10 protein-coding genes are annotated in these 13,616 nt (G+C 72.9%); all 10 read right to left on the bottom strand.

Annotated elements, in window-relative coordinates:
- Positions 1–1,113, bottom strand: a 1,113-nt coding sequence (locus QCN29_RS34025; RefSeq protein WP_279933010.1) for a PAS domain-containing protein, incomplete at its 3' end; no start/stop codon positions are given.
- Positions 1,114–1,260: 147 nt separating this feature from the next.
- Positions 1,261–1,677: an ATP-binding protein gene (locus tag QCN29_RS34020; protein WP_279933014.1), complete on the bottom strand. Its 417-nt coding sequence runs from the start codon at positions 1,675–1,677 to the stop codon at positions 1,261–1,263.
- A gap of 321 nt (positions 1,678–1,998) precedes the next feature.
- On the bottom strand, positions 1,999–2,418 hold the full coding sequence (locus QCN29_RS34015; RefSeq protein ID WP_279933008.1) for a (deoxy)nucleoside triphosphate pyrophosphohydrolase: 420 nt from the start codon (positions 2,416–2,418) through the stop codon (positions 1,999–2,001).
- Positions 2,415–2,591: an SPOR domain-containing protein gene (locus tag QCN29_RS34010; protein WP_240136615.1), complete on the bottom strand. Its 177-nt coding sequence runs from the start codon at positions 2,589–2,591 to the stop codon at positions 2,415–2,417. Before QCN29_RS34010 ends, QCN29_RS34015 begins: the two co-directional genes overlap by 4 nt.
- Positions 2,592–3,374: 783 nt before the next feature.
- On the bottom strand, positions 3,375–4,127 hold the full coding sequence (locus QCN29_RS34005; RefSeq protein WP_240136614.1) for a GntR family transcriptional regulator: 753 nt from the start codon (positions 4,125–4,127) through the stop codon (positions 3,375–3,377).
- Between the two features lie 195 nt (positions 4,128–4,322).
- Entirely contained in the window at positions 4,323–5,903 is a 1,581-nt protein-coding gene (locus QCN29_RS34000) for a S8 family serine peptidase (protein WP_279933006.1), read from the bottom strand.
- Between the two features lie 368 nt (positions 5,904–6,271).
- Complete coding sequence (locus tag QCN29_RS33995) at positions 6,272–6,730, bottom strand: winged helix-turn-helix transcriptional regulator (protein ID WP_279933004.1); 459 nt, start codon at positions 6,728–6,730, stop codon at positions 6,272–6,274.
- 102 nt (positions 6,731–6,832) lie between these two features.
- Positions 6,833–7,987 (bottom strand): mannose-binding protein, encoded by a 1,155-nt coding sequence (locus QCN29_RS33990; RefSeq protein WP_279933002.1) that lies wholly within the window; start codon positions 7,985–7,987, stop codon positions 6,833–6,835.
- A 140-nt stretch (positions 7,988–8,127) separates the two neighbouring features.
- Positions 8,128–9,528: an RICIN domain-containing protein gene (locus QCN29_RS33985; RefSeq protein ID WP_279933000.1), complete on the bottom strand. Its 1,401-nt coding sequence runs from the start codon at positions 9,526–9,528 to the stop codon at positions 8,128–8,130.
- 16 nt (positions 9,529–9,544) lie between these two features.
- Positions 9,545–13,051 (bottom strand): hypothetical protein, encoded by a 3,507-nt coding sequence (locus tag QCN29_RS33980; protein WP_279932998.1) that lies wholly within the window; start codon positions 13,049–13,051, stop codon positions 9,545–9,547.
- Positions 13,052–13,616: the final 565 nt, after the last annotated feature.

Here is a 13,616-nt window from a genome sequence, read left to right as displayed (position 1 = left end):
GACGCCCGCGCCGAGGCCCGGGACGGCGCCGGGGCTCCGGCGGTCGCCTGCGCCGACGTCGCTCCGGCCGGCCGCAGCACCGGCGCCGGCCGCACCGGCCGCACCGCTCCCGCCGCCTGAGCCGCCGTCGGGGCGGGCGGAGTCCCAGCGTGCGGCGGAGGCCTCGTCTCCGGTGAGCAGGGCCTGGTAGAGGTCGACGGAGGCGAGGTCGCAGAAGCCGGGGACGGCGACGTCGAGGAGTTCGCGGGCGGTGGTCTCCAGGTCGAGGGAGTTGCCGATGCGTGCGCTGGCCTCGTTGAGGAGGGCGAGGTTGCGGCGGGCGCTGGCGGCTTCGCGTGCGGCGATATGGCGTCGGGTGACATCGCTGCCGACTCCGGCGACGCCGATGGGCCGGCCTGATCCGCTGTGCACCCGGTAGAGGTTGACGGCCCAGTGTCTGCGTTCCGTGCTGCCGGGCGCGGTGCCGATGATCTGGAGGTCGGTGATGGATTCCCCGGTCTCCAGGACTCTGCGCAGGGCGGCGTCCATGCGCTCTGCCTCGGGGCGGGAGAGGTAGTCGTGGACAGTGCGTCCGCGGTGGTCCTCGGCGGCTCCGCCGAAGACGGCGGCGAAGCGCTGGTTGGCGCGCAGGACGGTGAGGTCCATGTCAAAGAGGAGGAAACCGAAAGGAGATTGACCGAAAATCGCCTGCGAAGAAGCGAGGTCGGTCTCTATGCGGCGCAACGCGCGGACGTCGACGACGATGCAGAGCGCGCCGCGTTCACCCGTCTCCGTCTCGCTGGGCATCACATAGACCTCGGCGACGCCGTGGGAGCCGCCGTCGCCCGGCACCCGGTAGGGCACGAGGCCGGTCCACTCCTTGCCGTCGAGTATCTCGGCGATCCTGCGATGGCCGCGGGTACGGAGATCGGTGGGCATGAAGACGTCGACGGGGTCCCTGCCCCGGACCTGTCCGGCGTCGAGGCCGAAGAGATCGGCTGCTCGTCTGCTCCACTGGTCGACCAGTCCGTCGGGTCCGATCGAGAAGGAGGCGACACGGATGTAGTCATAGATCGAGCCAGGCGGGCTGCTCTGCCACACGACACCGCTCGCCGTCTCAGGTATTTCGCTCACGCGACCGTCCCCTCCAGCTCACCGCACCGGACCGGCCATGACCGCAGTATTCAGCACTACGGCCCCGACCGGCACGGCGTTCACGATCACAGCACGGTCTCGTTCGTTTTGAGCCGGGTGCTGTGTGATCGTCATCCCCTCTGACTTCTAACCAGCCAGGGCCAGCTCGAACCACACGGTCTTGCCGGTCCTGCCGCGCCGGGTACCCCAGCGGCGGGCGGTGCAGGCCACCAACTGCAGCCCTCTCCCGCCCTCCTCGTCGAGCGCGGCGGAGCGTGCGGTGGGCGGATCGGGCAGCGGGTCGGAGACCTCGACGGTCAGGAAACGGGCCGCGCCGTCTTCTTCGGGGCGGATGAGCCGCACTCCGATGGGCCCGTAGGCATGCCGCAGGGAGTTGGTCACCAGCTCGCTGACCAGCAGCACCGTCATATCGCCGACCGCCGCGTCGAGATCCCAGGCGCGCAGGGCGTCCCGTACGGCATGGCGGGCGGTCCGCACGGCGTCGGGCTGCGCAGGGAAGGTCCACGAGGCGCTCTCGCCTCTGGTGTCGATCACGCCGATCACTTCCCCAGACCAGACCAGCACCCGAGACCCGCGTCCGTTTTCGGGGTGTTAATCAGGACATACCCGATATTCATGGCGAGGTATCCCGACCGCCTCAGCAATGAGCGCACGGAGGCGCGGACGGCGTACGGCTCACTCCTGTGCGCCGTCTGCCGCGCCCTTGCTATCAGCCCGCTGCCCGCTTGCCCACCCTTGGCGACCCCTGGGTCGAGCACTCGTCGCCGGCGGGCCGCCCGGCAGCCGCCGCCACGAGCGCCCCCGCACACGCCTCAGGCGCCCCTCCCGGCGCCCTCCGACGCCCTCCGACGCCCTCGACGCCCCTCAGTCGACGCCTTCGCCGCCCCCTTGCCGCAGCAGCCGGGCCGCCTCGGCGACCGCGGGACGGTCGTGATCCAGCCAATCGACGGCGTCCATCTCGTCCGGGGCGAGCCAGCGGAGGGCGTCATGGTCCTCCAAAGGCCGGGGCTCCCCGGAGATCAGCCGGGCGGTCCACACCTGGAGCACATAGCCGGGGCGGCCCAGCGGCCACTCCCCCTCGATCCGGCGCAACGGCTCGGCCCGCACGCCCAGCTCCTCGTACAGCTCGCGCACCAGCGCCTGCTCGGGGCTCTCCCCCGGCTCCAGCTTCCCGCCGGGCAGCTCCCAGCGGCCGGCGAGCTGCGCCGGGGCGCTGCGCCGGGCGGCCAGCAGCCGGCCGGCACGGCAGAGCGCCCCGGCCACCACAACGACTCGTTCACTCATGCGGTGGAGCGTATGCGCTCCACCCAGTACATCTGCCGATGACCGGAGTCCTCCAGGGTTTCGACGACGTGCTGAGCCTCGTCCCTGGTGGCGTACCTGCCGACGCGATAGCGGTTGCCGTTGTCGTCCTCCCGTATGACAAGCCAGGGGAGCACAGCACCACTGTCGTTCATTCGTCCCCTCCCTCGGTCGGCAGACCCATGGGTAAGCCCATCGGCAGGCATATCCGCAACAGTCGCCGGGAAACCGCATCACGCATATGCCCGACCCTACGCCTGACATTCACTCAGCGGATATGTGTTTACACAAAGAGATATGAAAGCAGGGGGCGCATCCGGCCGGATGCGCCCCCTGCTCACCTTTTCACGGAGGGCTCAGTCAACCCGTGCGCACCGTCGGCACCGAGGTTCGAAACGGGGCCGTGGACTGGGGGCCTTGCGGCGGACAGCGCCGTGGGGGCCTCAAGTGAGCAGCAAAGGAAGCAGTTCAGGCCCGACGGGACCGCGCGGTCCGCGATGGCGGGGGGATGGCATGCCGTCGCGTGCAGAACGCCCTCACCGACGGCGGCGATATCGGCGATCCCGGCATCGGGGCTGTTCACCGGGCGACAACGGTCAAGGCGGCACGTGACGTTGGCGGCACGGGCGGACAACGGGCCGCGTACCGGGAGGAGTCCGGCCGCGTCGAGGGCCGAGAAGACTCGGACGCAGCGGCCGGAGGGTCCGAAGAAGGCGAGAATCGATACGGTCGGGGCGACTGCCACCACCCCCGGCCCTCCGGACCCCCCGAAGCCGCCGGACCCGCCGAAGCCCCCTGACCCCCCGAAACCGCCAGACCCGCCGGACCCGCCGCGGGCGGCCCGGCGGCCGGACCACGGCCCGATCGGTGCACGGCCACGAGGTTCGGCGTATGTCCACGAGGGTCACGGCGAGGGCGACGCACGGCTCCGCTCCCGGTCAGCGCACCGGGAGGTGGTACGCCAGTCGGTAGCGGTCCGCCGGGACGACGACGTCGGCCGTTTCGACCGCGCGGCCCGAGGCGTAGAAGGTGCGCTCGACGACCAGCACCACATGCCCCGGCACCCCGCCCAGCGCCAGCAGTTCCTCCGCCAGGCCGGGGCGTGCGGCGACCTGTTCGAGGACGTTGTCGACGACGATGTCGACCGCGGCCATGCGGTCGACGACGCCGCAGCCTCCCAGCGGGCCTTCCTCGGGGAGCATGACCGGGGTGCGGCCGGTGATGTCGAGGGGTTCCCAGGACGTGGAGAGCATCATCGGATCGCCGGAGTCGCGGTACAGGTAGCGCGTGCGCATCACACGCGCCCCCTCGTCGATGCCGAGCCGCTCGGCCACCTCCGCGCTCGCCGGCTCCTGTTCGCTGCTGGACTCCCAGGTGCCGCGGGCGCCCTCCTCGGCCTGCTCCTGACGGAAGGGGCTGGAACCGCACGGGGGGCGGTCGCCGGAGCGCGAGACACGGCGGGGCACGGCGCGCTCTCGTACGTATGTGCCGGAGCCCGAGCGGCCCTCCACCAGGCCCTCGGCCATCAGCACCTTGCGCGCCTCGAGGGCGACCGTGTCCGAGACCCCGTACTCCTCGCGGATGCGGGCCTGGGACGGCAGGCGGGTGTGCGGCGGCAGCGAGCCATTGACGATCTTCTGGCGGAGATCGCTCGCAACACGCAGATAGGCCGGCTGCTCACCGAATGTCACGGGCCACTCCCCATCAGGTTGACAGACAGCGACAGAGTGGCAACCGACGGTTGATGACCGCAAGCATGAGCCAGAGCTTCACGTCAAGTCATCACACCCGGCCGGGCGGTCAGTTGCCGCCGGGCGGTCAGCCCGGCGGGGGCACAAGAGGGGGCGGCCGCAGCGGCGGCCGCCCCCTCGGGTCAGGGCGTCACATCAGAACTGCAGCGCCCAGGAGTCGATCTTTCCGGTGTCCCACCAGTAGTTGTCGCTGACCCGCAGCTTCCACGCGCCGTTCGCGCTCTCCGAGGAGGCGTCCACGGTGTACGTGGTGTTGATGTCGTTGCTGCTGCCGCCGGTGCCGTAGCCCTTGAGCAGGTACGCGGAACCGTCCGGTGCGATCAGCTGGACCCGCAGGTCGCCGATGTAGGTGTGCTTGATGTCCACCTCGACCTTGAGGCCGGACGGAGCGTTGCCGTCGATGCCGCTGACGCTGATCGGGGACTCCACGGTGGAGTGGTCGTTGATCGCGTAGTCGGTGGTGTTCTCGAAGCGGTCGCCCGGCGGGGGCGGCGGGGGCTCGGTTCCGCCGTCGCCGACGTACAGCAGGCGGTTCGGCGAACCGCTGCCCGGGTTGCCGACCACACCGGTGGTGGCGGCGCCGGCCAGGGCGCTGGACACCTGCGACGGGGTCGCCGTCTCGTTGTCCGCCAGGTACAGGGCGGCCGCGCCCGCGGCGTGCGGGGCCGCCATCGAGGTGCCGGAGATGGTGTTGGTGGCCGAGTCACTGGAGTTCCAGGCCGATGTGATGGACGAGCCCGGCGCGAAGAGGTCCAGCACACTGCCGTAGTTGGAGAAGTACGAGCGGCCGTCGCCGCTGTCCGTCGAGCCGACGGTGATCGCCTCGGTCACCCGCGCGGGCGAGTAGTTGGAGGCGTTGCTGCTGTCGTTGCCGGCGGCGACCGCGTAGGTGATGCCGGAGGCGATGGAGTTGCGCACCGCGTTGTCGAGAGCGGTGTCGGCCCCGCCGCCGAGGCTCATATTGGCGACCGCCGGCTTGACGGCGTTCTGCGTCACCCAGTCGATGCCCGCCACGACCTGGGCGGTCGTGCCCGACCCCTGGTTGTTGAGCACCCGGACCGCGACGATCTCGGCGTTCTTCGCCACGCCGTAGGAGGACCCGGCCACCGTGCCGGCCACATGGGTGCCATGGCCGTGGCCGTCCTGCGCCGTGTTGTCGTTGTCGATGGCGTCATAGCCGTACGACGCCCGGCCGCCGAAGTCGTTGTGACTGATGCGCACACCGGTGTCGATGATGTACGCGGTCACGCCGTCACCCGCGCTGTCGGGGTAGCTGTAACTGTTGTTCAGCGGCAGGTTCCGCTGGTCGATGCGGTCCAGGCCCCAGGAAGGGGGATTGGGCTGGGTGCCGTTGATGCTCAGAACGCGGTTCTGCACGACCGATTCGACGGCGGGGTCCGCGGCCAGCTTCTTCGCCTGCGCCTCGGGGAGTTCGACGGCATAGCCGTTCAGCGCGGCCTTGTAGGTCCTCTTGATCTTCGCGCCGTACGCCGCCGCCAGCGACCTGCCCTTCTTCGACTCGGCGTCGACCGCCGACTCGTCGAGGGTGACGATATAGCTGCCGGCGACGGCTCCGGGAGCGCCGGCGTTCTCGATCACGCCTTCCGGCGCCTGTTCGGCCGCGGTGGCCGGAAGTGCGGAGACCGCGCCGAGGGTGAGGGCGGCGGCTATCGCGCTGGCCACGGCGAGTCTTCGCCGCGAGGTACGCACTGACATGTGAGGGGTCCTCCTCATCGGTGGTGCGCTCTTGTGGGGGTGATCAGCATGGCCATGACAAGCCTTGGCCGGAAAACCACGCCGTCATGTCCCGCTGCCGTCCGAAAGGTTGACCGATCCACAGGAATCACACAAGGGTTCCGGACGCGACGTAACACGGGCGCCACACAAATGGCACACACAGGCTCCGTCTTTCGGCCTTTCGTCTCGGCCGGCCGACAGGTCGGCGGTCCGGCGGCGAACCCGGCGACCAGGGCAAGACAGCCGACGGGCCCCAGGCGGCCTTCGTGACGGCCTTCGTGACGGTCTTCGTGATCTCTCTGCACCCCCACACCGGCCGGCACGCGTCGGCCCGCCGCCCGATTCCATCAGCCCGCGGAGGTGAGCGCGCCGCGGCCGGACGGGGAGTGCGCCCCGGCCCGCGCGGACTCTCCGCAGTGCACGCAGACCACCACGGGATCCAGGGCCCGGCCGCACGAGTGCTGCCAAACCAGCGGCGGATCCCCGGGGTTCAGATACCGGTCGCCCCACGTCATCAGGGTGAGCAGCACATCACCGAGTTCCTGGCCGGCAGGCGTGAGACGGTACTCGTACCGGGGCGGACGCTCATGGTAGAGCTCGCGCCGGACGACCCCCGCCGCCTCCAGTTTGCGCAGCCGCGCCGTGAGGATGTCACGGGACGCCCCGGTGTTGCGGACGATCCGGTCGAAGCGCCGGACACCATGGCTCAGTTCGCGTACGGCAAGCAGCGTCCACCGCTCCCCGACGAGCTCGAGCGCGTCGGCGATGGAGCACACACGCGGCGCCACGGGCTTCGGCTTTGACATGTCCCGAGTTAAGCAGCGGCCCTGAGCAGCGGTCCAGGCACGCAACAGCCGCCAGGCGCAAACCCCGGAGGGACGCGGCCCGAAGTGCCCCGCCGGGGCGGGTCAGGTGGACCACACGACGGTGTCGCCGTCCATGACGACGACCTTGGCGTCCGGCCTCAGAACCAGCTTCGCGCCGGGGTGGCCGTAGCTTCCTGCTCCCCAGATCGGCCTGTCGTCGGCGTTGTGGATCACAAGGTTGCCGTCGGGCTGGAAGATGGCCTGGTGGTCCTCTCCGAACGTCATGGCGGCCCAGACGGGGTTGCCGTTCTCGTTGTAGACGACCAGGTTGCCGTCGCGCTGCATGACCATGCGTATCCGGTTGGTGGTCCAGGCCTGCCCGACCTCCAGCACGCTGGTCGCCGAGATGACCTCGGTCCCCCACTGCGGCTTCGGGGTCTCCTCGGGCGGCTTGGGCTCGGCGGTCGCGGTCCGCTTCGGCGTGGTCTTCTGCTCGGGCTTGCTGCTGGGCTCCGGTGCGGGCTCGGTCTCCTTGGGCGCGGGAGCAGTCGAGGTCTCGGTCCGCTGCGTGCGCTCCGGGCTCGGCTCGGAGCTCGGCTCGGAGCTCGGCTTCTTCGTGCCGTAGCTCTCGGGGCTGCTGGACGCAGCGCCCCCGTCCAGTACGGTGCCGAAGTCCTGGCCGACCGGCTTCTTGGCGTCGCCGCGGCCGTCGTCGTCCTTCGCCGCGCCCCCGGCCAACAGCAGCGGCACCGCCACGAGTACCGCGCCCACGATCGCCGCCCCCGCCAGCAGCGGCTTCCTGGGGCGCCCGCCCTGCGCCGCGGCGTCCGGGGGCTCCTCCGGAGGCGGCGTGCCGCCGTCTGCCGCCGCGACGCCGCCGGGCGCCCCCGGCGTCTCGCCCCCCTCCTCGGCGGTGGCCGGTGCGGGCTCCGACACTCGCTGCTGCACGGTCTGCTCGCCGGGCGTCCGCGCCGCGGCCCCGGTCAAGCCTGGCGAACCCGTGGAGGATGCGGCCGTGTCCGGCTCCGCCTCGCCCCGAGGCGGCTGCGACGCTCCCTCGCCCCGTCGGTGCACCGGGGCGTCGGCGCCCGCCGGTCCGCCGCTCGCCGGTCCGCCGCTCGCCGCCGACGCCGCAGGGCTCAGCGCGCCGGCGGGCGGCTCGGAGGAAGCGGGCAGCGGCACGGCCTTGCGCACACGTGCCGAGGTGCCGCCGGTGGTGGCTCCGGCCTCGTTCTGGCTGGGGTGCTGGGAATCCATCCGATCACTTCTCTTCGGTGGCGGACCGTCGCGGACCGTCGGCTCGGCGGATGCCGGACACGGCGGTCACGACAGGCTGTGGCTGTGGCTGTGGCTGTGGCGTATGGGCGCGACGCGTCCCGGGCCGTGGTGGGCGCGGTTCACGAGAAGGACCACAGCTGGTCGTCCTTCAGATCGCAGTGGAAGATCGTCAGCCGGGCGTCCCGGCCGCCGACTCCGTAGTAGCCGGCCACGTCCAGGCACAGGTTCCCGCTCGCGTGGTTGCGGATCCAGAACTTCCCCGTAGCTTTCTTGTCCAGGTACCACAACTGGTTGTCGGCCGCGGTGCCGTTGCAGTACCACTCGGACACCGAGGTTGTGGCGGCCTGGCCTCCGTAGCCCGGCAGGTCCAGGCAGTAACCGTCCTTGCCGTTGCGGATGGTGAACAGGTCGGCTCCGGAGGGGCCGGCACCCTTGTCGGCCACCACGAGGTCCCACAGCTGATTGTCCCCGGTCCGGGCGCAAGGGAACTGGTTGACCGGGCCGTCGAGCGCGCCCTTGCCGTAGTTCGGGATGTCCACGCACATCCCCGTCATGACGTTCTTGATCAGGACGTCGGTGACGGTCCGGAAGGTCGCGCCCTGCGGCAGGCTCCGGCCCGTGGCCGATCCGGCTGCGGCCCCGGCCTTGCGGCTCGGGCTGCCGGAGGGTTCGGCGGCCGGAGTCGTCGACGAGGCCGGGGGCCGGGCGGGAGCCTTCGCCTGCTGCCGCGGTGTCCCTTCGGACGGGGCCGACGGCGAATCGGAGGGCGATGCGGAAGTGGAGGTGGAGGTGGAGGGCGATGCGGAAGTGGAGGGCGGGACCGCGGCGTACCGGCCGGCGCCCTGTGCGGCGCCTGGACCGCCGTCCTGGAGCGTGGTGCCGCCCTCGCCCTCGGACCGGCCGGCGCCGGCCGGCGCCGCGTTGTCCGCCTTGCCCCCGATGAAGAGCAGCGGCACGGCGACGAGTACGGTTCCGGCGATCGCGGCAGCCGCCAGCAGCGGCTTGGCCGGGCGGACGCGCGGCGGTCCGGCCTCGTCCTGCGCCTTCCGGCCGGATTCAGGGTGCGGGGGGTCCGCGTCTGGCTGCGCCAAGGTGACGACACCCGATTCCGGCTCCGAGCCGGCCTGTTCCGGGGTTTCCGGGCGGCCGTGCTCCGGACCGTCCGTCTCCGCCGCACCGGTTTCATGGGCGGATGCTCCCGCCCCGGCGGTTCCGGGCGCTGCCGCTCCCACTGCGGCGGCGTCGCCGGCGCGACCGGCCGTGGCCTCGGGGCCGCCTTCGGCGTTCCCGGCCTGCGTCGCCGGTCGGTCGCCGGAAGGCTCCGGGGACGCGTCCCGGCGGCCGGACGCGGGCGCGACCGCGGCGGGGCCGTCCCCCGCACCGTCCGCGTCGCCGGGAAGACCTGACGCCGGGGAGGGCCGGTCGAGCGCGCCGTCCGGCTCCGCCGCCACAGCGGGCAGGACGGACGCTCTGCGCACGGCGGGACCCGGCGGTGTGGTTCCGTCTCCTTGCTGCCTCATCGGTTCTCCGTTCGGTTCAGTCGTCCTGCTGGGGCGGGCCGCCCACCGGCCCTGCGCAGCGGGCGGGCCAGTCGAAGGCGGCCGCGCCGGGCGGGCATCGGGTCAAGGCCTCGTCGAGGCGGGCGAGTACGGCATGGTCTTGTTCGTCGAGCTGTGCATGGACCGGCGGCTCGCCGACCGGGCCGGTCGGCAGCTCGCGCAGGAGGAGGAGCGGCGCAGGGCCCGATGTGCGTACGCCGAGCACCCGGAACGCCGTGCCGGGCGGGAAGACGACCTCGTCGTGTCCGACGCCGGGGCCGGTCGAGTCGGAGAGCTGCCGCACCCGGCGACCGGTCACCGACCAGACGGCGTACCGGGCGGCGGCAGGGGACGGGCCCCGGCCGTCGGCGGGCAGCGCGCTCAGCGGAGCCGGGTCCCGGAGCACGGTGCCGGGATCCGGCGTCGGGGACTCCGCGGTGACGGATGGTCCGGCGCCGCGCAGCGCCGGGCCGCGGAAGGACGGCATACGGCGCAGGGCCGAGGCGACGCATGCCGCATAGGGCAGCAGACGCCGGTCGCCGGCGCGCAGGCACTGCTCGAGTTCCCGGTGGCCGAAGGGGCCGTCCGACGCCCGCAGATACAGCAGCAGCGCGATCAGGTCGGCCCTGGCTGCATCCTGCTCGGGCCCGCGCAGCGCGGGCATACGGGTCAACGTACGGGCGACGGCTGCCGCCTGACGGTCCCACACGCTGTCGGCCAGCGTGCGGAACGCGGCCCGCTCCGCCTGCGTACTGCGGTGTCCGGGCAGAAACGGCACCGGGGACAACGGCCGCGACGAAATGCGCGGCTTCCGCGGAGCGGCCGCCTCCGGCACGGACGGCTCGGCGGCCCTGCCTCCAGGCTGCGTGGTGGGGGCGGCAGCCGGACTCGCCGGCGACGCCTGCGGCTCGTCGGTGCGCGGGGATTGGGCGGCGGTACCGGGAACGCTGCTGGTGAGGACCGGACGGTTCGCGGGGCCCGGAAGGGGCGGGGCGTGGTGTCCGGCGCCCCGGCCGTCGCCGTTTCCGGAGGGGTCCGTCGTCGCCTCCGCGTCACCGCTCGGCCGGGTGGTCCCGGCCGTGGGTGCGGTGGGGGTCTCCGGAGCGTCCGTGACGGCAGGCGTCTCGCCGGTCCCGACGCCGTCCGCATCGCCGTGCACCGTCGGCGCCCGGCCGGGTGAGGGCGGAGCGGAGGCCGTCTCCGGCGGTCCTGCGGGCCGCGGGCCCCTCTCCCTCTCCGGCTCCCTCTCCTGCTCCTGTTGCGGCTGCCGTCCATGCGCGGGATCGGCTGGTCCCGGCGGGAGGTCGGGGTCGGCCGGGCGCCGGAGCGGCTCGGCAGCGGCCGTCGCACCGGATCCGGCCGAGGGCGCGGTACGGGCTTCCGCAGCCGCAGCCCCCGACTCAGTCGAAGGCTCCCCCCTGCGCGAATCGACCGCGGCGGCACCGTCTGCCGCGCCCGACGGCCGGTCACGGCCGGGTCCGTTCGGCCCTGCGGGCGTCGCCTGGTCGCCCGTCGGGCGAGGCGAGTCGGCCGTCGGGCGAGGCGAGTCGACCGCAGCGCCGCCGTCGGCCTGGGACATCGCCGTCGCGGCGGGCTGCCTGCGGGGTGCGCTGGGCGGCGCGTCCGACCCGGCGACGCCGCCCCGGTCGCGGTTCGGGCCGGTGCGCGGCTCAGCCGAGGGCTCGGGAGACACCGCCCCCCGGAGGGCGCGGGCGCCCGACGGCATATGGGGTCCCGCGGCCAGGGGAGCGGCGTCCGGGGATGCCGCCCCCGAGCTCCAAGCCGAAGGCCTCGGCTCCGAACCTGAAGTCGGGGCCCCCGCGGCGGAGACAGGGCCGACAAGGACGGCCGGTCCGGCGGGGAGTCCTGTGGTGCTCGACGTGGTCTTCGTGGCCGTTCCGGAGCCGGCGTCCAGCGCGGTCCGGGGCGGTTCCCCCTGTCCCGGCGCAGGGTGGGCACCGCGCCCCTCCGCGGCCGGCGTGGGGCGCGGCCCGTCCATGGCCGGCGTGGGACGCGGCCCGTCCACGGCCGGCGTGGGACGCGGCCCGTCCACGGCCGGCGTGGGACGCGGCCCCTCCATGGCCGGCGTGGGGCGCGGCGCGGCCGGGGCCGTTCTGCCGAACGATGCGAAGCGCACGCTGCGAACCCGGTGCCGGGCGGCCAGTCGGCGCAGTTCCAGGCCGCCGTCGACGGCGGTGCCGTGCACGTGCATACGGGCCCGGGCCCGTACATGGACAGGCAGGGCGTCCAGCAGTTTCTCCAGTGCCGGCCACAGCGACCGGTCGAGCACCTCTCCGGGCCGGCCCACCTCGATCTCCGGCCCCCGGGCGTCCACGGGCCGGGCGGCCAGGGCGGGCGGCTCCCCGCCCGTTCCGCTGATCCACAGTCCCGCCCGGGTCGCGGTGACCTGCCACCGGTCGGACAGGCGCACCACGCCGCGCAGGGCCTGGCCAGGACCGGGCAGCGGCGGGCTCCAGCGACCGAGGCGGGGCGAGGGAGCCCCGGGCGCGCAGATCACGGAGTCGACGAACGGCTGCCAGCTCGGAGCGCCGTCGACGCCCACAGTCATCGGGCGCACGGCGTTGAGGCGCCGGTCACCGGATTCGGCGAGCAGCGGCAGTCCGCTGTAGACGAGGACCTCGGCGTCGACCAGTTCGGCAGTCTCCCGGGCGATGCGCAACACGTCCCGTCGGCCGCCCGGGGCGAAGCGGAGAGCGGAGCGTGCGCTGCCGGGCAGCGCCGTGACGACCTCCGTCACATCGTCGGCGCCGACGTCCTCTCCGTCCGGCACGCCGAGGACGACGAGGAGCCCGTGCCGGTCGACGGGGACGGCGTAGCACAGATCGCCGGGGCGCGGGGCGCGGGCCTCGGCGGGGCGTATCAGCACACCGGCCGGGATCTGCTCGACGACGCAGCCGCTGCGGGTGGCGGCGGGCAGGCTGCCGGGGGCGGGCTGCCAGCCGGGGGCGGGCTGACGCGGGCCGAGTGGAACCGGTGGGGCGCCGGGCGCGAAGCGCCACCATCCGCGTGTCCGGCCGGCCGCTTCGCCGTCCGGCTCCTGGTCGCGGACGAAGAGTCCGCCGCCGGGCACGCCGAGCACGGTGCCGCTGGGCGCGATGACCTCGATGTCCCAGGCGTCGGATATGCGTTGGGCGACGGACGGACGGCCGGGCCGGTCGTCCCCCGCACCGGACATGGCCAGCCGGACGGTGCCGACCCCATCGCCGCTCAGGGTGTCCAGAAGAGCGCCGAGCCGGGGCCACAGGGCGGCGGTCGACGTCTCGTCCGCGCCCGTGACGACGGTGACGGTGTCGTCTCCGTCCGCCTCCAGGGAACGGGTGAGGTCGGCGATCTCGGCGGGACCCAGCAGTTCGTCCGAGGAGTGCCTGAGCAGCACGAGGCGGTCGTACTCCTCGACCAAGAAGCCGGGTCCGGCGGACTCCTCCTGCGGCGTCCGGCCGGCGTCGGCCGGACGTGCCGCGGTCCGGCGACGGCCCCAGCGCATCAGTGGTGGCCTCTCTCGACGGCCGGCGCCGAAAGGCCGGTGTCCGACGTCATTTCATGCGCCCCAAACATTGAAGGTGAATCCCGAGTGGCATGGCGGAATTGGTTGCGTGGAACCGCCCTGCGGATCCGTGAACCGGCTCACCGGGCCCCCGCGGCGGCCGTTTCCCGAATAGGGCGTGTTTTTCCGGCACTTGATTCTCGTACGAGGAACCGGAACGCATCGGATCATATCCTTTGCCGCCTTGCCGGGATGTCCGGGATGTCATGACGGATCCTCCGGGAGGAGAAACCGCATTCCGTCGAAAAGCAGTCGTACGGTGCCGTGTTGACCGGCGCCGAAGGTATGGACCCGCCCGTCCGGGGCGACGACGGCGATACGGATGCCGAGGATCGCGGCGGCCGTCGCCACCGGCCTCATCCAACCCTCGGACTCCCCGGCGGCTCCTGGTGCGCTGCTCGTCGCGTCGTCGGCTTCCGCGCCCCGGGTCAGCAGCCACCGCAGGTGCTGTGCCGGGGTGAGTCCGAGGTCCCGCACCGTCAGCGAGCCACCCAGCAGAACCGCT

This window comes from Streptomyces chengmaiensis (assembly GCF_029846775.1).
GTDB lineage: Bacteria > Actinomycetota > Actinomycetes > Streptomycetales > Streptomycetaceae > Streptomyces > Streptomyces chengmaiensis.
This window is presented reverse-complemented; position numbering and strand designations above follow the sequence as displayed.